The following is a 22,515-nucleotide window of genomic DNA, read 5'->3' as shown; positions in this document are numbered from 1 at the left end:
AAGCTCTCGGAGCTGACAGAGCGCGAGGTCAGTGCAGTACAGCGACGATGACCAGCACCGCGGTCACTGCGGTGAGCAGAGAAAGGCCCGTTGCCGTGAGTGCGCGCTTCGCCGCAGCGTTCGGGTCAATGGAGCGCGAAACTTCGGTTTGTGTCATGACGATCTCCTTCGACCAGTCTGTCGGCTTGCCCACAGAATATCAGCCGTGCCTGCTCTGGGCAGGTGAATCACCGCCCCAGAGCAGGGGGTGGGCCCGCAATCGTCGGCCCTTCAAACGAAGAAATCCCGCCGTCGGCATTTCTGCAGGCGGCGGGAGGGTGGTGCACCCCCCGGGACTTGAACCCGGAACCCACTGATTAAGAGTCAGTTGCTCTGCCAATTGAGCTAGAGGTGCTTGGCGGCTCAGTGAACAACCCGAGCCGACGACAAACATTACCATGAGTCTGACGGGCCGTTCGACCCGCACCGCAAACCCCGAGGAGTACGACCGTGCCCGATGTTTCGAACCGCCTCACCGCGGGCCAGGCTGCGCCTGATTTCACGCTGAAGAACGAAAGCGGTACCGACGTTTCGCTGTCGCAGTTTCGCGGACAGAAAGTTGTCGTGTACTTCTACCCGGCAGCGAACACGCCGGGTTGCACCACTGAAGCGTGCGATTTTCGCGACAACATCAATTCGTTGAAGGGCGCCGGCTACCAGGTGCTCGGCATTTCGAAAGACTCCCCGAGCGTGCTGGCCGGGTTTGCCGAGGCGCAGGGGTTGAACTTTCCGCTGTTGTCAGACACCGACCTCGAGGTGCACAAGGCGTACGGCGCGTACGGCGAGAAGTCGCTCTACGGCAAGACGGTCACCGGGGTTCTGCGTTCGACCTTCGTCGTCGACGAAGAGGGCGCCATCACGTTGCCGCTCTACAATGTGAAGGCCACCGGCCACGTGGCGTCGCTGCGCAAGAAGCTGAAGATCGACGCGTAGCAGGCGCACGCCCGGTCACGCCGCGACCACGCCTGCCGGCAACCGGGGCTGGCGCCAGGGCTGGTGTTCTCACACGTCGCGACGCGTGACCGCCACAACAGGGGGCGACAGCAGCAGGGCGACACCCAGAAGCGCGACGACCAGTAACGGCCATCCGTCTGCCGGCTCGGCGAACAGACCCTGAAAGCAGCAGATGGCGATGACGATCTGCAGTGCCTGCCAGGTGAGCGCTGCGCCACGGGTCCAGCTGCGCATGCGAAAGGTTCCGATGGCCACAACCAGCACCCACAGCCCCGCCGCGAAGACGAGAACGATGAGGGCCACGGCCGTGGCGACGGAGTCGGCGGTAGCGAGGGTGAGCTCGGCCACCAACCAGGCCCCTGTGCCGAGCAGCCCGATGGCCTCGATGAGCAGCACGACGCCCAGCAGCACAAGCAGCACGGGCCGACGAAAAGGGGCGACCGGATGCCCGGATTCAGGGCTGGCGGCCCCATCGGATCGATCGCTCATCAGTGCCCGCCTTCAGAAAAACCTTGATTTGCCACTACCAGTATGCGACCATATTTGAGGTCGATTGTTGCTCACAATGTCGTGGGGGTGCGACGTGAGATTAATCCCAAGCACCCAAATGCTGGTCTGTACACTACCCGTGCGTCAACGCACAGGTATGTGAGGCACTGACATCGAACCGGTGAATACCCACGCCGGTTCGACTCGTTGTGTGCAGTGAAGCAGAAGAGCGGTCGAACTGAAAACCCGAATCTTAGGTCGTTCGACCGAAGCATCCGCAACACCCAAGGAGTACCCCCAATGGATTGGCGCGACAAGGCCGCCTGCTTGACAGCAGACCCCGAACTATTCTTCCCCGTCGGCAACACCGGCCCGGCCGTCGACCAGATCGACAAGGCGAAAGCTGTCTGCTCTCGCTGTTCCGTCACCGAGATCTGCCTGCAGTACGCCCTCGAAACCGGTCAAGACTCCGGCGTCTGGGGTGGCCTCAGCGAAGACGAGCGCCGCGCCCTGAAGCGCCGCGCCGCACGCGCCCGCCGCGCTTCCTGATCGATCCGCCGGCTTCCCTGAAGGGCGAGCCGGCGGTGTTCAGCCTTTCGCTAGCGCTTCTTGAGCCAGCGGAACGGAATCTCGATCGTCACGACTGTTCCGCTGCCCACCATGGTGTGCCAGTCGATGATTCCGCCCAGTTCGCCCTGGATGAGGGTGCGCACGATCTGCGTACCCAGCCCCGAACCGACCTTGCCCTCTGGCAGGCCTGAACCGGTGTCACGCACCTCGACAGTGAGCGTCTCTTCTGAGCGGCTCGCCACAATCGCGACCTCGCCCTCCTGTCCGGCCAAGCCGTGCTCTACCGCATTCGTGACGAGTTCGGTGAGCGCCAGGGCCAGAGGCGTGGCGTATTCGCTCGGCAGCACGCCGAAACTACCGCTGAACTTGGGGTGCACCGTCGTATTGTGCGCCGACGCGACCTCGGTCACGAGCATGAGCACGCGCTCGAAGACCACGTCGAAGTCGACCTTCTGGCTGAGGCCCTCTGACAGGGTGTCGTGTACGACCGCGATGGCAGCCACCCGTCGCATCGCCTGCGACAACGCGTCTTTGGCATCGTCGGAGTGAGTGCGCCGCGCCTGAATGCGCAGCAGTGACGCCACCGTCTGCAGGTTGTTCTTCACCCGGTGGTGAATCTCGCGGATCGTCGCGTCTTTCGTGATCAGCTCACGTTCGTCGTGACGCAGTTCGGTCACGTCTCGGCAGAGCACAATGGCGCCGAATCGCTGGCCCCGCGTGCGGAGCGGAATGGCGCGCAACGACACCGTGACACCCTTGGCCTCGATGTCGGTTCGCCACGGCGCACGACCGGTGACCACCAGGGGCAGCGATTCGTCGACCACGAGCGTGCCATTGAGCAGCTGAGTGGTGACCTCGGCCAGCGACTGGCCTTCGAGTTCTTCGACGAAACCCATTCGATTGAAGGCCGAGAGGCCGTTCGGGCTCGCGAACGTGACTATTCCGTCGGTATCGAGCCGGATGAGACCGTCGGATGCCCGGGGGGCGCCCCTGCGCGGCCCTGTAGGTGCACCCAGGTCGGGAAAGTCGCCTGCCGCAATCATCGCGAACAGGTCGTTGGCGCACTCGTTGAAAGTGAGTTCCTGACGGCTCGGAGTGCGGGCCTCGCTCAGGTTGGTGTGGCGCGTCACGACGGCGATGGGCTTGTCAGTGGTCTTCATGTCGCTCTGCGAGATTCGACGCAGCACCGGTACCGCACGAACACGCGTAGGCGTCTCTTCGTACCAATCGGGGGCGGCGGTGTCGACGATCTGCGAACTCTCGTACGCATCGGTGACCTGCTTGCGCCACTCGGCCTTCACGTTCTGGCCCACGAAGTCGCGGTAGAACAGCGTCGCCGAGCTGGATGGCCGGGCGTGGGCCACGGCGACGAAGCTGCCATCGCTCGAAGGCACCCACAGCACGATGTCGGCGAACGCCAAGTCGGCCAGCAGCTGCCAGTCACCGACCAGGAGGTGCAGCCATTCGATATCGGCTTCGGTGGAATTGCCCTGCGCCAGGACGAGATCGCTCAGAGTGGACACGCGCTCTAGCCTACGGCGAAACGAGACGGCCCTCTCTCCACGCGGGTAGGGCTCCACCCCAACCCGCAGCCACAGCGTCTTATCCACAGAGCAGTCCAGATGCTTTACACCCTCGTGCGCACCTGCTTTAGTTACAGCACCCGAGTTTTCTGAGAACCTCTCACATCTATCCAGCCAGTTCTTCGACGGCCACACACCCAGCGGCCACCGGGCAATTCGGCGTCGTCACCGGAAGTCACACAATGAGCCAACCCCTGACCATCACTGCCACTGCATCGGTCACCGCCACCGCATCAGCTACAGCCCCCGCACAAGCCACCGAGCAGGCCCACCAGCTGTACGCGGTCGACACACCGGTGCCAGTGGCGGTCGAGCAGTTTCTCGAAAGCCTGACCCGCTGTGTGCTCGAAGTTCTGGCCGGAGTTCGAGACCTCGACCAACTCGCCCGATGGGTTTCAGACGACGTCTACCAGAACCTCACGCGAAGGGTGGTTCTCTCTTCGCGGGCGAGGCAGGTCAAGGGCCAACGGCTTATTCGCCCGACCTTCAGCATCGGCCGAACGGTGGTCAGCGAACCGTCGCCCGGCATCATCGAGGGCGTCGTCATCGTGCACGGTAAAGCCCGAACTAGAGCGGTGGCTCTGCGGCTGGAGCGCCTCGGCGCCAGGTGGCGCGCCAGCGCCGTCACCGTGCTGTGACGGCGCATCAGCGAGACAACGAACTAGAACTCGAAGTCGACGTCGACGTCGAACTCGAACTACTTCTTCTTGGTCTGCGAGCGACGGTCGGCGCGATTCACAGGCGCGGCACCGGCCGGTGTCTTCTGCCCGAAGGCTCCCGTGACGGTGGCTGCGGGCGGTGTCGGCGCTCCCGAACGGGGTGACGAACCGCCAGAGCGACCATTCTGAGCCGCGGGCGGCACCGAACCGGCTCCGGGGGCACCGGGGCCCTGTTCGTCGGCCTGCTGCGCACGCTGGGCGCGGGCGGTGGCAGCCTGCTCGAGTTGGCCTCGCTGGTTGCGAACCTCGACTCCGCCGGAGTCGCTCGGTGCGGTGTAGCTGAGCTCTTCGACCTCGGCGCTGCCGGTTTCGAGCCCTTTCGCCTGAACGGTAGGAGCATCGACTGAGCCGGCCGGAGTGTTGACCTCGACCTCGAGGTTGAAGAGAAAACCGACAGCCTCTTCGCGAATCTGACCCATCATCTGCTGGAAGAGAGCGAAACCCTCGCGCTGGTATTCGACGAGTGGGTCACGCTGGGCCATTGCTCGCAGCCCGATGCCGTCTTTGAGGTAGTCCATTTCGTAGAGGTGGTCGCGCCAGCGACGGTCGATCACGGTCAGCACGACACGACGCTCGAGTTCGCGCATGGCCGACTCCCCGAGGGTGTCTTCGCGCGCCTGATAGGCGATCTGGGCGTCGGAGAGCACTTCGCGCGCTACGAAGTCGCGGCTGATCTTGCCGCGGCTGCCGGCCTCAGCGATGACCTCATCGATGCTGATCGAGATGGGGTAGAGGGTTTTCAGCTCAGTCCACATCGCGTCGAAGTCCCAGTCGTCGCCGTTGCCTTCGCCCGCATGGGTCTCGAGCACGTCTTCGATGACGTCGTGCAAGAACTTCTGTGCGCGCTCGTGAAGATCGTCGCCTTCGAGAATGTGACGACGGTCGCTGTAGATGGCCTCGCGCTGGCGGTTCAGAACGTCGTCGTACTTCAGAACGTTCTTGCGAATCTCGGCGTTGCGCCCCTCGACCTGCGACTGGGCGCTGCGAATGGCACGGGAGACGACCTTCGACTCGATGGCCAGATCGTCGGGCACATTGCCCCGGCCCATGAGGCTTTCGGCTGCCCCCGCGTTGAAGAGGCGCATGAGGTCGTCGGTGAGTGACAGGTAGAAGCGGCTCTCGCCCGGGTCGCCCTGTCGGCCACTTCGACCGCGCAGCTGGTTGTCGATGCGGCGGGACTCGTGGCGCTCGGTGCCGAGCACGTAGAGGCCACCGGCCTCGACCACCTTCTCTGCCTCTTCTTCGACACTGCTCTTCACCCCGGCGAACACGTCATCCCACGCCGCTTCGTACTCGTCGGGTGTGTCGTTGGGGTTCAGGCCACGGGAGTTCATCTCGGCGACGGCCAGAAACTCTGTGTTGCCGCCGAGCATGATGTCAGTGCCTCGGCCGGCCATGTTGGTGGCCACGGTGACCGCACTGAGTCGGCCCGCCTGCGCGATGATGGCGGCTTCGCGTGCGTGGTTCTTGGCGTTCAGAACCTCGTGGCGCACGCCCTTCTTCGCCAGCAGGCGTGAGAGGTACTCGCTCTTCTCGACGCTGGTGGTGCCGACCAGAACCGGCTGCCCGGTGGCGTGGCGCTCGGCGATGTCTTCGACGACCTGCTCGAACTTCGACTGCTCGTTCTTGTACACGAGGTCGCTCTGGTCTTTGCGCTGCATGGGCCGGTTGGTGGGTATGGCAACCACACCGAGGCGATAGGTGCTCATGAACTCGGCGGCCTCGGTCTCGGCCGTACCCGTCATGCCGGCGAGCTTCTCGTAGAGACGGAAGTAGTTCTGCAGGGTGACCGTGGCGAGGGTCTGGTTCTCGGCCTTGACCGTGACACCCTCTTTCGCCTCGATGGCCTGATGGATACCCTCGTTGTAACGGCGCCCGGCGAGGATGCGGCCAGTGTGCTCGTCGACGATCAGAACCTCGCCGTTCATCACGACGTAGTCTTTGTCTTTCTTGAACAGCGCCGAGGCCTTCAGCGAGTTGTTCAGGAACGAGATGAGCGGGGTGTTGGCCGACTCGTAGAGGTTGTCGATGCCGAGGTAGTCTTCGACCTTCTCGATGCCGGGTTCGAGAATACCGACCGTGCGCTTCTTCTCGTCGATCTCGTAGTCTTCTTCGGGCACGAGGCGCGTGGCGATCGAAGCGAACTCGGTGAACCAGCGGTTCGCCTCACCCGACGCGGGGCCCGAGATGATGAGCGGGGTGCGAGCCTCGTCGATGAGAATGCTGTCGACCTCGTCGACGATGGCGAAGTTGTGGCCGCGCTGCACCATGTCGGAGGCCTGCCAGGCCATGTTGTCGCGCAGATAGTCGAACCCGAACTCGTTGTTGGTGCCGTATGTGATATCGGCGGCATACTGCTCGCGGCGCTCTGGCGGGGTCTGGCCGCTCAGGATGACGCCCGTGGTCATGCCGAGGGCGCGGAACACGCGGCCCATCAGCTCGCTCTGGTAGTTCGCGAGGTAGTCGTTCACCGTGACAATGTGCACGCCGGTGCCCGCAATGGCATTGAGGTAGGCCGGCAGCGTGGCGACCAGCGTTTTTCCCTCTCCGGTCTTCATCTCGGCGATGTTGCCGAGGTGAAGGGCGGCGCCACCCATGAGCTGTACGTCGAAGTGACGGAGGCCGAGGGTGCGGCGAGACGCTTCGCGCACCGCCGCGAAAGCCTCTGGCAGCAGGTGGTCGAGACTCTCGCCCTCGTCGAAGCGTTCTCTGAGGCGAGGAGTCTCGTCTTTGAGCTCGTCGTCGGTGAGGTGGGTGAAGTCTTCTTCTAGTGCATTGATTGCCTTCGCGTAGTTCTCGAGACGACGAAGAACGCGGCCCTCGCCTACACGAAGAACCTTTTCTAGAACTGAAGCCACAGCGAATCTCCTACAACAGTCGCGGCCATGATCCAGCCGGTGATCGTAGTAATACTAGTTCTCATTTCTGAATGTCTTCAGAACACATACTGTGCCCGAAACAGAAGCGGGGGCGCGATGCGCCTTCGCGCACCGCACCCCCGCTTCTGAAGAAGCCTCCGTTACGAGAACGCCCGTTCCGGCTCCCGGCTGACGGCAGCCATCGGTGAGGCGTGCTCGTCGAGGCCGATGACTCCGTAGTCCCACCCCTTGCGCCGATAGACGACACTCGGGCGCAGGGTCTCCTGGTCGATGAAGAGGTAGAAGTCGTGACCCACGAGCTCCATCAGGTAGAGCGCGTCGTCGACCGTCATCGGCGATGCCGCGAACACCTTCTTGCGAATGACCACGGGCGACCACTCTTCTTCTGCGAGTTCGGCTGCCGTTTCGACCTCGGCATCGGCGAGAACGGGAACAGCACCGGTCGTCGCACGGGCGAGCACGTCGGCCTCTGCCGGCACGACATCGATCACGGTGAAACCGTCTGAACTCGCCTCGCGCAGCGAAACAGGCCGGTGCTGCCCGCGGTGCACCTTCTTGCGGTCTTTCGCGCGGCGCACCCGCTCCATCAGTTTGGCCAGCGCCAGATCGAACGCGACGTACTTGTCACTGCCCGCACTCTCGGCACGCACGATCGGGCCTGGCCCGATGAGGGTGAGCTCGACACGGTCGTCTCCCGAGGTGCCCTGCGAACTGTGTCGGCACACCTTGATCTCGAGCGCCAGGGCCCGGTCGGCGAGGTGGGAGACCTTTTCGCTCTTCTCGGTGGCGTAGCTCCGAAAACGATCGGTGATCCCTAGGTTTCGGCCTGTGATGTTGATCTCCATGGCAATCTCCTAGTCTCAAAAAGACGCGCCGCCGTGGGGTCAGGGCGAGTTCTTCCGCGCCTTTTCCCCGAGCGTAGTCCCCTCACCCGGGTCTGTCACGGCGCTACCCTGAATGCTCCCCCGGATCAGCTGAACGCTCGACGGCAGAGACACCCGCACGCCGCTCGGCGAACGCGAGGGTGGCCGCCCCGCGCACCCGCACTCCCCCGTGTTCGAGGGCCCGGCGGCACTCGAGCAGGGTCGCTCCGGTCGTGACGACATCGTCGATGAGCAGTACGTCGCGGCAGGAAAACCCTGCTGTGACTTTCGTGCGAAGTCGCACCGAGCCGGCTAGGTTCGCCTGTCGAGCCGCGACGCCGAGACCCGCCTGGTCTGCGACGCGGCGCCCCACAGAGAGGGCCGCAACGCTCGAGCGCCCACCACCGGCACGCTCTGCCAGGAGAGACACCGGGTTGTACCCGCGCAGACGGTTGGCGGCCCGCGACGACGGGGCCGGTACCAGAACGGCGTCTGCGGGCAGACCGAGCGCGAGGGTTGCGGCCATGACGGCTTCGGCGAGAGGCCGCGCGAGCGCCCGTGTTGCATCAGTGCGGCCGTGCTCTTTGAAGGCGGAGAGTGCCTCTTTCACCACCCCGTCGTAGGCAAGGGCCGACCACACGAGCAGCGGCGGCCTGGCGGCTTGGCGCACCCGCAGTGCCACCGCGCCGCCCCTGCCAAGGCTCAACCCTGGCAGGCAGACGTCACAGACCGCCCGGTCGGCTCGGTGGCACGCCACGCACTCGGTGGGAAACAGCACGCCGAGCGCGTCGGCCAGCGGAGAGAGGATGTTCATGCGCCCATGCTGCCCCGGGCATCCGGAACCGCACCGAGAGACAGAGAACTCTGTGGAGAAGTGAGCGCACGGAGAGCCTGTGCACAAGCGCGCAGAAGCTACATCTGCGTGGCGATGAACCCGATGTTCTTCGCGGTGGTCTGCCAGCCGCTGCCTCGCTGCTGCTGCAGTTCGCCGTCTTTTGTGAGCAGCCAGAGACCCGACACATCGTTGCCGCCGACGATCGACACCGCATTGTCGGGAACCGCGAGCGGCGCACTGCTGCCGCCGATCTGCTGCAGCACCAGATGTTCGCCGCTCGGCGAGACGGTCAGCGACGCCACATTCGACTGATCGACCCAGGTTGCGTCGACCGGGGTTCCGGCCCCTGTGGCGAGGGTGACCGGGCTGCCGAGCCGCACCGGGGCACCGTTCTTATCGCGGAGAATCGCAGCGACCAGCAGGCGCGGCACCCCGTCGGCGACGGTGAAGGCGAGCACCCGGGTTCCGTCGCGCGAGACGTTCAGCGAGGTGATGCCCGTCGCGCCGTCCCAACTGGCAGCGACCGGATGCACGGTGCCATCGCTCCCGTACGCCTGGATGTCTCCGGGCGAGGCTCTGGGAACCGTCCACACGAAGCCCGACGAATCAAGTGACGGCGGTACGAGGCCCGGCCGAGTGTCGACCAGCACGGGCGCGTTCGACCCGGGCTGCACGGCATACACACCCGCAGCGGTGCCCACCGCCGACACCGTGGCCGACGAGGTCGCCGACACCGGCGAGAGCGCCTGTACCTTGTCACTCACCGAGGGCACGGGAATCAGCGAGCCACTCGAGAGATTGCCGAACTGGTTCGCCGTCTCGACGAGCGGCCGTGAATCGACGCGCGGATTCGTGACCGGCGCGAACCCCGGCGCGATCGTGACCGGGTTCTGGTTGACGGTGATCGCCACACTCGCCACACTCGCCACGGTGCCGAGGCTCTCGTCGAGCTGCGCCTGCATGCGCTGCAGGGTCTGCTGCGACTGGGAGAGCACCTGGTTCGACAGGGGCACGTTCGCCGTGCCAGAGCTCACGACCACAGAGGTGGTCTCGGTGCCGTCGGGGAAGGCCGTGACCACCGCGCCCTGGCCGAGCCACGGCGTGGGGCCGACGAGCAGCGCCCGCACCACCCGGGTACTCGTGGTTTCATCTTTGGGAAACCAGCGAATGTCGGGCACCAGAAAGCTGTAGGTCGGGTCGAAGAAATACAGCGCGTGCGAGCTGAACACCTGCTCGAAGCGCAGCTGCTGCAGGATGATTCCCGGGTTGGCCAGGCTGATGCGCCACTGGCCACCCTCCTGGCTGAAGGTGAACGGCAGGGTGACCGACGACGACGACGCGCTCTCCTGGTACTCGCCCGTTGCATCGATTTCGGCCTGGGGCGTGACGCCCACCGTCATGGTGGTGTCGGAGGTGACCGTGAGCGCGGGCTGGCCGGCGTCGATCAGCACGCCTGCATTCGGATCCCACTGCTTCGAGAAGTCGCGCGTCAAGAACTGCCGGGCGACCTTGTAGTCGTTCTGCGGGCTGGCGGCGGCCTGCAGAAACCCGCTCAGAATCTCGGCCTGGCTCGCGTTTGTGACGGGGCCCGACGGCAGCAGAATGAAGTCGCCGTCATTGGGCGTGGCGCTCACGGTCTGCGAGTGAACGTCGCCGGTGTCGGGGATGCCCGTGCAGCCGGCGATCGCGAGAACGACGAGAGCGGCGGCGGCCAGGGCAGGGCCGAGGCGGCGTGAGCGGTCAGCCACGGGCATCCGGCACCCCCGCATGGCCGGAATCGGCGTCTCCCTCGGCATCGAGCGGCGGCAGCGGAAGCGGCGACGTACCGGCCCGCTGCCCGTGCACCCGCGGGAGGGTGAGCCGGAAGCAGCTCCCCGCCCCGCTCTCAGACCACACTTCGAGTGCGCCGCTGTGCAGCGCAGCGTCTTCGAGGGAGATGGCGAGGCCGAGGCCCGTACCGCCGATGGTGCGTTTGCGCGACGGATCGGCCCGCCAGAACCGCTCGAATACGCGCTCAGCCTCGAGGGCGCTCATACCGATGCCGTAGTCACGCACCGAAAGGGCGATGGCCGAGACGTTGCTGTCGATCGAGACCACGATGGGGCGGCCCTCGCCGTGCTCGATGGCGTTGCCGAGAAGGTTGCCCACGATGCGACGGATACGCCGGGCGTCGATCTCGACCTCGACGTGCCCGCCCGGTGCGTCGATGAGCAGCTCAGACCCGGCCGAGTCGGCCAGGGGGCGCATCTGGTCGATGGTGTCTTCGGCGAGACGCACGAGATTGGTGGCCTCGACGTTGAGGTCGGCCGAGCCCGCGTCGAAGCGGCTGATCTCGAGCAGGTCGTTCAGTAGCAGCTCGAATCGCACGGTCTGGGTGTGCAGCAGCTCGGCGGTGCGACCAATGGCCGGCTCGAAGCTGTCGCGCTGGTCGAAGAGAACGTCGCCTGCCAGACGAATGGTCGTGAGCGGGGTTCGCAGTTCGTGCGATACGTCAGAGACAAATCGCTGTTGCAGCTGCGAGAGGTCTGCCAGCTGCGTGATCTGCCCCTGCATGCTGTCGGCCATGCCGTTGAACGAGCGGGCCAGGGTTGCGATGATGTCGTCGCCCTTCTCTGGTATTCGAACCTCCAACTCGCCGCTTGCGAGCTTCTGGCTGGTCTCGGCGGCCACCCGAATGGGTTCGATGACGAGCCGAACGATCACCCACGCGACCATGGCGATGAGCAGGGTGAGCAGCAGGCCCGCCACCCAGAGGGTCTGCTGCACGAACTGCAGCGTCTGGTCTGAGTCAGAGAGGTTGTAGCCGAGGTAGAGCAGATACTGCCCCGAACTCGGAATGGTGAGCGGTGTGCCCACGATGATGCCCGGGTCGGTGCCGCCGTCACCGTTGCTCAGCGGGCGCGACTGCCAGTACTGCGTCTGCGTGCCCGAACCCGCTGCCACTTCGTCGCGCAGCTGGGTCGAGATGACGCCCGTCGTCAGTTCGGGGCTCGCGAAGGGCAGAAACGACGTGGCACCCTGGTCTTGGCCGGGGGCCGCATAGATGGCGATCAACCGCGACGACGAGGATGCCCGAATGCTGGTCTGCGCCGAATCGAGCAGTGTGCTCGCCGATGCCTCGCTCGACGCGTCAGATGCGTCGAAGATGTTCTGCGCCGCCGTGGCCGCACGGTTCGCGTCGAGCAGCACCTGGTTCAGCCGCGAGTGGAACAGGTCGTTGCCGATGCTGACCGACGTGTAGATTCCCGCGCCGAGCAGAGCCACCATGGTGAGCGCGATCGTGATGGTGATGGTGCGAAACTGCAGCGACCGGCGCCACCAGCCCGCGAGTTGGCGCGGCCACGCGCGCCACTCCTGCGCCAGAAAGGGACCGATGCGCGTGTGGCCGGGCGGGCCGAGCGGCGCGACCGAACTCACCACAGCACACCGTCACTCACAACTTCACCGCGCAACACCTCAGACCACGGCGCCGGCCCGGTAGCCCACACCGCGCACCGTCATCACGATGCTCGGGTTGTCGGGATCTTCCTCGACTTTGGCCCGCAGTCGCTGCACGTGCACATTGACGAGTCGGGTGTCTGCCTTGTAGTGGTAGCCCCACACCTGCTCGAGCAGCATCTCGCGGGTGAAGACCTGCTGCGGCTTCGACGCGAGCGCGTGCAACAGGTCGAATTCGAGCGGCGTGAGGTTGATGCGGGCTGCGCCCCGACGCACCTCGTGCCCGGCAACATCGAGCTCGAGGTCACCGATGCGCAGGTGCTCCGAGGCCGATGTGGCCGCAGCCGCCGGCCGCAGCCGGGTGCGGATGCGCGCCACCAGCTCCTTCGGATTGAACGGCTTCACGATGTAGTCGTCGGCGCCCGACTCGAGCCCCTTCACCACATCGGTGGTGTCTGACTTTGCCGTCAGCATGATGATGGGAACGCCCGATTCGGCGCGGATCAGCGCACACACCTCGATGCCGTCGATGCCCGGCAGCATGAGGTCGAGCAGTACCAGGTCGGGCTTGGTCGCCTGAAAGACGCCGAACGCCTCAGAGCCGTCGGCACAGAAGATCGGTTCGAAATTCTCGGTGCGCAAGACGATGCCGATCATTTCAGCGAGCGCCGGATCGTCATCGACCACGAGTATGCGAGCATCCATAGCTCATAGGGTAGTCGAGGGTGCACTCTGCCCGCCGCTGGCCGACTACGAACATGCTCGAAGAAGAGGAACAAACGATGCAGTCACGGCTGTTGGCCGGCAGAGCGGTGTCGGCCGTGCTGTTCGGCGGGGCGTCGCTCAGTTTTCGAACCGAGCTGAGCGAAGACGAGCGCCGGGCCGGCCTGCGACTCGCGCTCGATTGCGGGCTGACGTTCGTCGACACCGCGCTGGCGTACTCGACGACCGATGAACCGCATTCGAGCGAGCGGATGATCGGCGAGGTGCTGCGCGAACGCGGGTGGGTCGGGGGTGTGGCTGGCGCTGGTTCTGGTGCTGCCGAACCGGGCTTCGCTGGTGCTGCCGAACCGGGCCTCACGGTCGCGACGAAGGGCGGCCACTACCGCGACGGAGAGCGTTTTCCTATCGACAACCGCCCGGAGAAGCTCGAGCGCGATGTGCACGGCAGCCTCGAGGCGCTGGGCGTCGACCGCCTCGACCTCTACTATCTGCACCGGCACGACGAGAACGTGCCCATCGAACACAGTATCGAGGCGCTGGCCGCGATGCAGGTCCAGGGGCTCATCCACCGCATCGGAGTGTCGAATGTCGACCTCGCCGAGCTGAGGCGCGCGCAGAGCGTGGCAGCGATCGCCGCGGTGCAGAATCCGCTACGGCACGCAGCCGACTCTGGTCAGCGCGAAGTGGTGGCCGCTGCAGAAGCGGAGGGGCTGCTCGTACTGTTCTATTCGCCGCTGTCGGTGATGAACTCGTCGGCAAACCCGTCGTCTGCAGTCGATTCGTCTGCCGCGACGGGCGCAATGGGCTTTGCGAACGCGCCGCGAATTCGCGAACTCGGCGAGCGCCTCGGCGCCACGCCCCAGCAGCTGGTGCTCGCGTGGGCGTTGGGCATCAGCCCCGCCGCGGCGGTTGTCAGCGGCGCAATGTCGGCGACGAGCATCCGGGAGTCTGCCGCGGCGGCCTCGCTGAGTCTGAGTCCGGATGACCGGCTGAGCATCGAGCGGGCGCTGCCGGAGTGAATACTGCTCAACTTCTCGCCGGGTGCCACCGCAGTGTGCGAACATGGTGGCGTGAAAGTGCCGCGAGGCACGGCGTGGGTGGGCACGCTTCGAAACGGAATGAGGAACACCGTTGAGTGACGATCACAGCGAGCAGGGTGCTTCGGCGAGCGCGGGGGGTGCGCCGGGAGCCGCAGCGGATGTGCCGCGGTACGGCGAGTACGCGCAGGCTCCGCCGTCTGCCGCTGCACCGGGGTATGAGGGGTATCCGCCGCCGGCGCAGCCGGGGTACGGGGCGCCGCAGTATGCGTACGCGCCAGGCGCGACGCCGACCGGTGCGACGCCGACCGGTGCGAGCAGCGAGCAGTGGGCGCCGCCGCCGAAGCCCGGGCTGATTCCGCTGCGGCCGCTGGGGTTCGGAACACTGCTCGGCACCCCTTTTCGAGTGCTGCGACGCAATGCTGGGCCCACGTTCGGAAGCGCCCTGATCATCCAGTTCGTGATCGTGCTGATCACGGCGCTCTTCGTGGGGGGCGCGACGTTCTTCGCGATCACCCGGGTGTCGTCGGCGAGCGCTGCCGATCGCAACTCGATCGTGGCCGGGTCTGTGGCGATCGTCGCCCTCTCGACCATCATTCCGCTCGCGTTCGCACTCGTGTCGAGCGCGCTGCTGCAGGGCATCCTGGTGTTGGAGGTGTCGCGCGAGGTTCTCGGCGAGAAGCGCCGCATGGGCGAACTCTGGAAGGCCGCCGCCAAACGGCTCTGGCCGCTGGTGCTGTGGATTCTGCTGCAGGCCGTGGTCGCGGTTGTTGCGCTCAGCATTGCCGTGGGCATCGTGGTGCTGTTGACATTCATCGGGCCCGTGGGTGTCGCGCTTGCCGTTGTCGCGGGCATCCTGTTCGGGCTGGGCCTCGTGGTGCTGGCAGCGTGGCTCACCACGAAGCTCTCGCTGGTGTCGTGCGCCATCGTGCTCGAGGGGCTCGGCGTGCGGGCGGGCATTGTGCGGTCGTGGCGGCTGACGAACCGTTCGTTCTGGAAGACGCTCGGAACCGAGTGGCTGGTCAACGCCATCGTCTACATTGCAGCGCAGGTGGTCACGCAGCCGATCTCATTCATCTTCGGCATCGTCATCGGCGTGGTGTTTCCGAACGGTGTCGGTGGGTCGAACGGGTCGGGAGGGTCGGTGAACACCGGCTCCATCGGGCTCGCGGTGGCGCTGTACGCGCTGGTCGTCGTGGTGCAACTGGTGTTCGGCGCGATCGCAGCGGTCGTTCAGGCCGCAACCGTCGCTGTCATCTACATCGACCTGCGTATGCGCACGGAGGGTCTCGACATCGAACTCGTTCGGTTCGTCGAGGCTCGCCAGGCCGGTCTGAGTACACCCGACGACGACCCGTTCAGGGTCAGCGTTCCCGCTGGGCGGGCATGATCGCAACCGGCCTCGGGGTTCTGACCGACATTCCCCTCGATCCCTCTGCTCCGGATGCCCGGCAGTGGCTGATCGACGAGCTCGCCAAACCCGAATACCAGGCCGCCAAACCCACGTGGCTCGACCAGGCCGCGTCGGCCGTGCGCGACTGGCTCGGCTCGCTGTTCGTTCCGTCGAGCGGAAATCTCGGCGGGCTGCTGCCGGTCGTCATCGTCACCATCGCGGTGGGGCTCGTCGTGGCGGCGTTCATCGTGTTCGGTCGCCCGCGGCGCAATCGATCGGCGGCCGAGCCGCTCGAGGCCCTGTTCGGGGTGGATGACCGGCGCAGCTCATCGCAACTGAGAGCATCCGCTGCCGCGGCCGCCGCGTCGGGCGACTACCGTACCGCGGTCGAGGAGCTGTACCGGTCGATCGCCCGGCGGCAGTCGGAGCGCACGGTGGTTCGGGTCTCCCCCGGCACCACGGCGCAGGAATTCGCTGCCCGCGCAGCGCTGTCGTACCCCGCAGAGGCGGGAGCCCTCGTCGCGGCAGCCCGCGTGTTCGACGAGGTCAGATACCTCGGCGCCACGGCCACGAAGGCGGCCTATGAGCAGCTGGCCGCGCTTGAACGCCAGCTTCGCGACCTCGCGCCGGTCTCGCGCGAACCGGTCGGAGTCGGCACTCCGGGTGGCCCCGGGGCAGGGCTCCGCGCGTGAGCCAGCTCGCAGTAGCCTCAACGCCGACCGTGCGGCAGTTCTTTCGGCGCTCGGCGTTCTGGATCGGCGCCGCGGTCTTCGTGCTCGCCGCCAGCCTGGTGCTGGTCGTGGTGAACGGCGGGGGCCAAAGCGTCGACAGCGGAGCGCTCTCGATCACGAATGCGGGCCCGGGCGGAAGCAAGGCTCTCGCCGAGGTGCTGCGGCAGCAGGGCGTGAGTGTGTCGGCGGCAACGACCCTCGACGAAGCAGTGGCGGCCGCCCGTGACGGCTCGAGCGCTGGCCCGGGCACAGGCACAGGCACCGGCACCGGCACCGGCACCACGCTCGTCGTCTACGACCCCAACGGCTACCTCCCGACCGACCGCCAGACAGAGCTGGTCGGCGTCTCGGATCGGCTCGTATTGATCGACCCCGGAGTGTTCGAACTGGGCGACCTCGCCCCCGGTGTCGGCGCGGCCGGCAGCGTAGACGCATCGGCACCGCTCACCGCCGGCTGCAGCCTGCCCGCGGCCCAGCGCGCCGAAACCATCACGGCAGCGGGCTCCACCTATCGCGTCACCGGCGCGGGCCAGATCAGCTCGAGCGGGTGCTTCGAGTCGTACGGCGATGCGTACTCGGTGGTGCGGGTGACGGAGGCCGGGCATCCGGTGACCGTCGTCGGGTCGACAGAGGTGTTCGACAACGAACACATCGTCGACGCCGGCAATGCCGCGCTGGCGCTCGGGGTGCTCGGCGAGGGCAGCCGCGTGGTCTGGTACGTGGCGAGTGCGGCCGACGTGACGGCCGACGGAGCTCCGAGCCTGGGGCAGCTGACGCCCGACTGGGTCACCCCGCTGATTCTGCTGCTCATAGCCGTGTTCGTGGCGGCCGCCGTGTGGCGTGGGCGGCGGCTCGGGCCGGTCGTCGTCGAGAACCTGCCCGTGATCGTGCGGGGAAGCGAGACGGTCGACGGCCGCGCGCGCCTCTATGCACGGTCGGGTGCCCGCAGCCGCGCGCTCGACGCGCTTCGCATCGGAACCCTCTCCCGTCTCGCCGGTCTGCTCGGCCTGCCGCGCAGAGCGTCGGTCGACGACATCGTGGCCGCCGTCGGCGAGGCGACCGGGCAGAAGGCCGATGGCATCGCCGCAACGCTGCTCAGAACGGTTCCCTCCTCCGAAGCTCAACTCGTCGAACTGTCGACGCGGCTCACCGAGCTCGAGAACGCCGTACGGCTCGCACTGGGCCGGCCGGCGACTCCCGCCTCGCCCCGACACACCTCCGCCCCCACCCCACCCCCTCCGAACGAAGGCATCAGATGACCGACCCCGCCCAGCCGAGAACGAACGACGAGCTGCGCCTCGCCCTCTCCCGCGTGCGCACCGAAGTCGGCAAGGCCGTCGTCGGGCAAGACGGCGCCGTGACCGGGCTCATGGTGGCGCTGCTCGCGCGCGGGCATGTGCTGCTCGAGGGTGTTCCGGGCGTCGCCAAGACCCTGCTCGTGCGCTCGCTCTCGGCTGCCCTCAGCCTCGACACGAAACGCGTGCAGTTCACGCCCGACCTGATGCCGGGCGACGTGACGGGTTCGCTTGTGTACGACGCCCGCGCCGGCGAGTTCGAGTTTCGGGCCGGGCCGGTGTTCACGAACATCCTGCTGGCCGACGAAATCAACCGCACACCCCCGAAGACCCAGTCGGCGCTGCTCGAGGCGATGGAAGAACGCCAGGTCAGCGTCGACGGCGTCAGTCGCCCGCTGCCCGACCCGTTTCTGGTGGCCGCCACCATGAACCCCATCGAATACGAGGGCACGTACACGCTGCCCGAGGCGCAGCTCGACCGCTTTCTGCTGAAGCTGACGCTCGAGATTCCCGAGCGCGACGCCGAGATCGCGGTGCTGGCCCGACACGCCGCCGGCTTCAACCCGCGCGACCTGGCCGGCGCCGGTGTCACGGCCGTGCTGGGTGCCGACGAGTTGCACCAGGCGCAGGCCGCTGTGGCGCGCGTCGGTGCGGCCCCGGATGTTCTCGCGTACGCCGTCGACCTCTCGCGTGCCACGCGGCAGAGCCCCTCGGTGAAACTCGGGGTGAGCCCGCGCGGCAGCACAGCGCTGCTCGCCGCGGCCAAGGCGTGGGCCTGGCTGAACGGATTCGACTCCATCACCCCCGACCACGTGCAGGCGATGGTGCTGCCCGTGCTGCGGCACCGAATCCAGCTGCGGCCAGAGGCCGAACTCGAAGGGGTGTCGGTCGACACGATTCTGCGCGGCATTCTCGCGCAGGTGCAGGTGCCGATCTAGTGGCGCTGCCGCTTGCGCTGATCTCGTCGCTCGCACCGCGAGCACGCTTCGCACCGCTCACCGTCATCGACGCTGGGCCGCGCTGATGGCCGTCTCGGGCCGTTTCGTGCTGCTCGTCGCGCTCGGCGCGGTGCCCATCGTGCTGTTCGGGCAGCTCTACGGCCTCGCGCTGCCAGCGCTCGGCTGGTGGCTGGCGCTCGTCGTTGTGCTGGGCATCGTCGACCTCATCGCGGCAGGCTCGCCGCGGGCCCTCGCCCTCGAACGCGCGCTCCCGGCCCGGGTGCGACTCGGAGAGACGACCGCGGGCGAGCTGTACCTCACCAATACGGGCCGTCGCCCGGTGAACGGCACGGTTCGGGATGCCTGGCAGCCGTCAGCCGGTGCCCTCACGACACGGTTCGCGGTTCGGGTTCCCCGCGGCGAGCGGCGCATGGTCACCGTCGTTCTCCGGCCGTTCAGGCGGGGTGAGCGCCGGGTAGAAGAGGTGGGCATCCGGTCATTCGGGCCGCTCGGGCTCTGGGCGAGGCAGGCCACCCTGCGGGCACCCGGGCGCATTCGGGTGCTGCCGCCGTTCACCTCGCGCAAGCACCTGCCGTCACGGCTCGCACGGCTCCGCGAACTCGACGGTCGCACCAGCATCATGATCAGGGGGCAGGGCACCGAGTTCGACAGCCTGCGCGAATACGTTCGGGGCGACGATGTGCGTTCGATCGACTGGCGTGCGACGGCCCGGCACAACGACGTGGTTGTTCGCACGTGGCGGCCCGAGCGAGATCGCCGCGTCGTGATTGTCATCGACTCAGGCCGTACGAGTGCCGCCCGCATCGACAACGAACCGCGGCTCGACACCGCGTTCGAGGCGGCGCTGCTGCTCTCGGCACTCGCCACGCGCGCCGGCGACCGGGTCGACGTCATCGCCTACGACCGCCGCGTTCGCGCCCGCGTGAAGGGTGCGACCGGCGCTGCACTGTTGTCGGGACTCGTCGACGCGCTGGCCCCGGTTGACCCTGAGCTGCTCGAGACCGACTGGGCGGCCATCCCGGCCCAGGTGCGCCAGGTGACGAACCAGCGGGCGCTCGTCGTGCTGCTCACGTCGCTCGAGACACCCGGGTCATCGCGCGGGCTACTGGCGGTGCTTCCGCAGCTCACCCAGCGCCACCTCGTGCTCGTAGCGTCGGTGACCGACCCCGAGACGTTTGCGCGGGTCAGCCGGAGATCCGACCGCGAGGAGACCTACACGGCGGCCGCCGCTGAACGCGCGCTGCTCGATGTGGCACGCGTGGCCGCTGCTGCCCGCCAACAGGGTGCGGATGTCGTCACGGGCGCCCCTGCCGACCTGCCGCCCGCGGTGGCCGACCGGTACCTGGCTCTGAAGGCAGCCGGTCGGCTCTGACCCGCCGCACGCGCGAGCTGGGCGAGCGGGCTCTCAGACCGCGACGAGCTGCCGCGCGCCGGCGTCGAACTCCGCCAGGTCGCCCGTCTGGCCGGCCCGAAAGGCCCGGCCGCCCACGAACACCATGTAGAAGACGAACGCGCCCACCGCAACGGCACCGATGGCGATCTTCACCGGCCACGGCCACGTCTGCGGCGTGACGAACCCCTCGAGCACACCCGACACGAGCAGCACGAACACGAGACCCACGGCGACCGTGAACAGGGCCCGCCCGTCGTCGGCGAGCGCCTGGCCACGGGTGCGGGCGCCCGGCGCGATCCACGCCCAGAAGATGCGCAAGCCCGCGGCCGCGGCCACGAAGATGGCGGTCAGTTCGAGCATCCCGTGCGGAAGGATGTACTGAAAGAACACGTCGCCCTGCCCGTAGTGAAAGAGCACCGCCGCGTCGACGCCGATGTTCTGGGCGTTCTGCAGCAGCAGGTACGGCACGTAGACACCCACAATGCCGAAGGCGACGCACTGCGCGGCGAGCCAAGCGTTGTTTGTCCAGACCTGCCCGGTGAACGAGGCGGCGGGGTTGTTCGAGTAGTAGTCGACGAAGTCATGCTGAGCGACCTGGCGGAGCTCGGCATCGGTGCCGAAGTTGGCGAGCACCTGAGGGTCGTTCAGCGCCCACACGGCGAACAGTGTGCTGACAACCACCGTGGCCAGCGCGACCACCAGCACAATCCACCGGAGCCGGTACAGCGCCGCCGGCAGCTGCAGTTGGAAGAAGGCGGGAATCTGGCTGAGCACATTGCTGCTCGCCCCGGTGAACCGCAGGCGTGCCCGCGACAGCGACACCGAAAGGCGGTCGCCGGCGACACTCGAGCCGACCGAGGTGCTGATGGCCGAGAGGTCGGTGGCTCCCGACTGGTAACGGTCGATCAGTTCGTCGGCTTCGGCACCCGAGAAAGTGCGGCGTCGCCCGAGAGCATCGAGACGACTCCATTCGTCTCGATGGGCGGCAGTGTAGGCGTCGAGATCCATCTGCTTAGATGATAGCCATGGCAGCGCCCCTTCTCGCCCCCACACAGGCGACACACTCCCTCGAGTACAGCGGCGACATGCTCGTCACGGGCGAGGCGGTCGCGCTAGACCTGCGCCCCGCGAGTTTCATTCTGCGGGGGGCAGGCGCCATGATCGACGTGCTGTTCTCTGTGGGGTTGTTTCTCGCGGCCCTCTACCTGCTGGGGGTCTGGCAGCAGGCGACCGGCGCAGACGACGCCCTTCTGCGCGCGTTCACTGTGGCCAGCGTTGCGTTCTGTCTCGTCGTGGTGCCCACCGCCGTCGAGACCTTCACGCACGGGCGCTCTCTCGGCAAGCTCGCGGTCGGCGCTCGCATCGTGCGCGACGACGGCGGGTCGATCTCGCTCCGCCACGCACTCATCCGCTCGCTCACCGGAGTGCTCGAGCTCTACTTCACTCTCGGCGGCCTGGCCGTGTTCGTGTCGCTGCTGAACCCGCGCTCGAAGCGCCTGGGCGACCTCGTGGCAGGAACCTTCTCGCAGTACGAAAGAGTTCCTCGCCTCGTCTCGCATGCCCAGCCCCTGCCGCCGGTTCTGTTCGGCTGGGCCCAGGTGGCCGACGTCGCGCGGCTGCCTGACCGCCTGGCCCGGCGCATCGCCCAGTTTCTGGCCGAGGCACCGCAGATGACTCCGGATGCCCGGGGCCGGCTTTCTGCGGCTCTGCTGGCCGAAGCGGCACCCTTCGTCTCACCGCTGCCCTCGTCGCCGCCGTTTCACCCCGAGACGGTGTTGCTCGGCGTGGCCGCACTGCGGCGCGATCGCGAGGCTGCCGCCCTCGCCCTCGAGGCCGCACGGCTCGCCCGCCTGGCCCCTACCCTCGCCGCGCTGCCGCACGGCTTCCCGAACCGTTAGAAGTCGTTGCCCACAGCGACGTACCGTACGACTTGCCAGCCCTGCGGGGCACTGAGGCTCTCGGAGTGCTTGGCGCACAGGTCGTAGCTGTGCGGCTCGTGCTGGGTGCTCAACGGGCCGAGCACCGCCATGGAGTCGGCGTACACATAGGTGAACGTGGAGACCGCGACGTTGTGGCACGTGATTCTCGAGCAGGTTCTGGTGGTCATCCGTTTCAGAGTAAGCGCCCCGGGCGCCCAGAAGCTCCGTGCCGCGCCGTAAGCTGGGTTCATGCCACGTTCACGGCGAACCAGTTCAGCGAGAACCTCCAGCGAGAGGTACCGCAACCGTCACGGGCGCACCCTGCGTTCGTCGGTCACGGGCCCTCATCTGCCACCGCTGCGCACTCGCATCGACTCGTTCGAGATGACCGTGGCGTCAACAGCCGACTACCTGAAAAGCGTGTGGCCCGATGAGCTGGCAGACGTGAAGTTCGAGATCGGCGCGGTTCCGCTCGGGCTCCCCGAAGCGGGCGCACCCGTTGCCCGTTGGAGCGTCATCGGCCACCGCGTGATTCTGTACCGGCTGCCCATCCAGCGCCTGTCGAAGCTGCACCGCGACGACGAACTGCACAAGCGCATGATCATCGAGAGCTGCGTTTTTCGCGCGGTCGCAGAGCTGCTCGGCAAAGACCCATGGGATCTGGCGCCCGATCGCTTTCGCCACTTCTAGAAGCGG

22 protein-coding genes and 1 tRNA gene are annotated in these 22,515 nt (G+C 66.8%); 11 read left to right on the top strand and 12 right to left on the bottom strand.

Translation table 11 applies throughout. The features are described from left to right. Window positions 1-28: 28 nt before the first annotated feature. Together D4765_RS19950 and D4765_RS07485 are read right to left on the bottom strand one after the other, a co-directional pair. Entirely contained in the window at window positions 29-157 is a 129-nt protein-coding gene (locus D4765_RS19950) for a hypothetical protein (RefSeq protein ID WP_272898614.1), read from the bottom strand. Window positions 158-318: 161 nt separating this feature from the next. Then, window positions 319-394, bottom strand: a tRNA-Lys gene (locus D4765_RS07485). Window positions 395-489: 95 nt separating this feature from the next. Here D4765_RS07485 and bcp point away from each other — a divergent pair. Further along, window positions 490-972, top strand: a complete 483-nt coding sequence (gene bcp, locus D4765_RS07480) for a thioredoxin-dependent thiol peroxidase (protein WP_136641663.1) — start codon at window positions 490-492, stop codon at window positions 970-972. Between the two features lie 69 nt (window positions 973-1,041). On the opposite strand, the gene D4765_RS07475 is transcribed toward bcp, so the two are convergent. Then, complete coding sequence (locus D4765_RS07475) at window positions 1,042-1,482, bottom strand: hypothetical protein (protein ID WP_136641662.1); 441 nt, start codon at window positions 1,480-1,482, stop codon at window positions 1,042-1,044. A 300-nt stretch (window positions 1,483-1,782) separates the two neighbouring features. Between D4765_RS07475 and D4765_RS07470 the strand changes: the two genes are divergently transcribed. After that, window positions 1,783-2,031, top strand: a complete 249-nt coding sequence (locus D4765_RS07470; RefSeq protein ID WP_136641661.1) for a WhiB family transcriptional regulator — start codon at window positions 1,783-1,785, stop codon at window positions 2,029-2,031. A gap of 50 nt (window positions 2,032-2,081) precedes the next feature. On the opposite strand, the gene D4765_RS07465 is transcribed toward D4765_RS07470, so the two are convergent. Further along, the gene (locus D4765_RS07465; RefSeq protein WP_136641660.1) at window positions 2,082-3,575 is read right to left on the bottom strand and encodes a sensor histidine kinase; all 1,494 of its coding nucleotides are present in this window, start codon (window positions 3,573-3,575) and stop codon (window positions 2,082-2,084) included. 242 nt (window positions 3,576-3,817) lie between these two features. On the opposite strand from D4765_RS07465, the gene D4765_RS07460 reads away from it, so the two are divergent. After that, a complete protein-coding gene (locus D4765_RS07460) occupies window positions 3,818-4,273 on the top strand; it encodes an Rv3235 family protein (RefSeq protein WP_136641659.1) in 456 nt (151 codons plus the stop codon). Window positions 4,274-4,332: 59 nt separating this feature from the next. Here D4765_RS07460 and secA read toward each other — a convergent pair whose 3' ends face one another. The 6 genes from secA to mtrA form a co-directional block, all read right to left on the bottom strand. After that, window positions 4,333-7,212: a preprotein translocase subunit SecA gene (secA, locus tag D4765_RS07455; protein ID WP_136641658.1), complete on the bottom strand. Its 2,880-nt coding sequence runs from the start codon at window positions 7,210-7,212 to the stop codon at window positions 4,333-4,335. A gap of 161 nt (window positions 7,213-7,373) precedes the next feature. Next, window positions 7,374-8,078 (bottom strand): ribosome hibernation-promoting factor, HPF/YfiA family, encoded by a 705-nt coding sequence (gene hpf, locus D4765_RS07450; RefSeq protein ID WP_136641657.1) that lies wholly within the window; start codon window positions 8,076-8,078, stop codon window positions 7,374-7,376. A gap of 103 nt (window positions 8,079-8,181) precedes the next feature. Further along, window positions 8,182-8,910: a ComF family protein gene (locus tag D4765_RS07445; protein WP_136641656.1), complete on the bottom strand. Its 729-nt coding sequence runs from the start codon at window positions 8,908-8,910 to the stop codon at window positions 8,182-8,184. A 98-nt stretch (window positions 8,911-9,008) separates the two neighbouring features. Continuing rightward, window positions 9,009-10,679, bottom strand: a complete 1,671-nt coding sequence (locus D4765_RS07440) for an LpqB family beta-propeller domain-containing protein (protein ID WP_161580383.1) — start codon at window positions 10,677-10,679, stop codon at window positions 9,009-9,011. Continuing rightward, entirely contained in the window at window positions 10,672-12,351 is a 1,680-nt protein-coding gene (gene mtrB, locus D4765_RS07435; protein ID WP_338054629.1) for an MtrAB system histidine kinase MtrB, read from the bottom strand. Before mtrB ends, D4765_RS07440 begins: the two co-directional genes overlap by 8 nt. A 36-nt stretch (window positions 12,352-12,387) precedes the next feature. Further along, window positions 12,388-13,074 (bottom strand): MtrAB system response regulator MtrA, encoded by a 687-nt coding sequence (gene mtrA, locus D4765_RS07430; protein ID WP_136641654.1) that lies wholly within the window; start codon window positions 13,072-13,074, stop codon window positions 12,388-12,390. Between the two features lie 77 nt (window positions 13,075-13,151). Between mtrA and D4765_RS07425 the strand changes: the two genes are divergently transcribed. From D4765_RS07425 to D4765_RS07390, 6 genes are all read left to right on the top strand, one after another. Then, on the top strand, window positions 13,152-14,111 hold the full coding sequence (locus D4765_RS07425) for an aldo/keto reductase (RefSeq protein ID WP_161580382.1): 960 nt from the start codon (window positions 13,152-13,154) through the stop codon (window positions 14,109-14,111). Window positions 14,112-14,223: 112 nt separating this feature from the next. Further along, the gene (locus D4765_RS07420; protein ID WP_136641652.1) at window positions 14,224-15,519 is read left to right on the top strand and encodes a hypothetical protein; all 1,296 of its coding nucleotides are present in this window, start codon (window positions 14,224-14,226) and stop codon (window positions 15,517-15,519) included. Beyond that, window positions 15,516-16,214: a DUF4129 domain-containing protein gene (locus D4765_RS07415; protein ID WP_201799255.1), complete on the top strand. Its 699-nt coding sequence runs from the start codon at window positions 15,516-15,518 to the stop codon at window positions 16,212-16,214. The genes D4765_RS07420 and D4765_RS07415 overlap by 4 nt, the downstream gene beginning before the upstream one ends. Beyond that, a complete protein-coding gene (locus D4765_RS19155; RefSeq protein WP_161580381.1) occupies window positions 16,211-17,512 on the top strand; it encodes a DUF4350 domain-containing protein in 1,302 nt (433 codons plus the stop codon). Before D4765_RS07415 ends, D4765_RS19155 begins: the two co-directional genes overlap by 4 nt. Continuing rightward, complete coding sequence (locus D4765_RS07395; RefSeq protein ID WP_136641651.1) at window positions 17,509-18,486, top strand: AAA family ATPase; 978 nt, start codon at window positions 17,509-17,511, stop codon at window positions 18,484-18,486. Before D4765_RS19155 ends, D4765_RS07395 begins: the two co-directional genes overlap by 4 nt. Before the next feature lie 85 nt (window positions 18,487-18,571). Continuing rightward, a complete protein-coding gene (locus D4765_RS07390) occupies window positions 18,572-19,879 on the top strand; it encodes a DUF58 domain-containing protein (protein WP_136641650.1) in 1,308 nt (435 codons plus the stop codon). A gap of 33 nt (window positions 19,880-19,912) precedes the next feature. Here D4765_RS07390 and D4765_RS07385 read toward each other — a convergent pair whose 3' ends face one another. Continuing rightward, the gene (locus D4765_RS07385) at window positions 19,913-20,908 is read right to left on the bottom strand and encodes a stage II sporulation protein M (protein WP_136641649.1); all 996 of its coding nucleotides are present in this window, start codon (window positions 20,906-20,908) and stop codon (window positions 19,913-19,915) included. Window positions 20,909-20,925: 17 nt separating this feature from the next. Here D4765_RS07385 and D4765_RS07380 point away from each other — a divergent pair, with 17 nt between their 5' ends. After that, complete coding sequence (locus tag D4765_RS07380; protein ID WP_201799254.1) at window positions 20,926-21,798, top strand: RDD family protein; 873 nt, start codon at window positions 20,926-20,928, stop codon at window positions 21,796-21,798. On the opposite strand, the gene D4765_RS07375 is transcribed toward D4765_RS07380, so the two are convergent. Further along, a complete protein-coding gene (locus tag D4765_RS07375) occupies window positions 21,795-22,007 on the bottom strand; it encodes a DUF3499 family protein (protein ID WP_136641648.1) in 213 nt (70 codons plus the stop codon). The genes D4765_RS07380 and D4765_RS07375 overlap by 4 nt on opposite strands. A 61-nt stretch (window positions 22,008-22,068) precedes the next feature. Between D4765_RS07375 and D4765_RS07370 the strand changes: the two genes are divergently transcribed. Beyond that, entirely contained in the window at window positions 22,069-22,509 is a 441-nt protein-coding gene (locus tag D4765_RS07370; protein ID WP_136641647.1) for a metallopeptidase family protein, read from the top strand. The last annotated feature ends 6 nt before the right edge of the window (window positions 22,510-22,515 follow it).

Origin of the sequence: Subtercola vilae, from assembly GCF_004923255.1 — a bacterium.
Lineage (GTDB): Bacteria > Actinomycetota > Actinomycetes > Actinomycetales > Microbacteriaceae > Subtercola > Subtercola vilae.
This window is presented reverse-complemented; position numbering and strand designations above follow the sequence as displayed.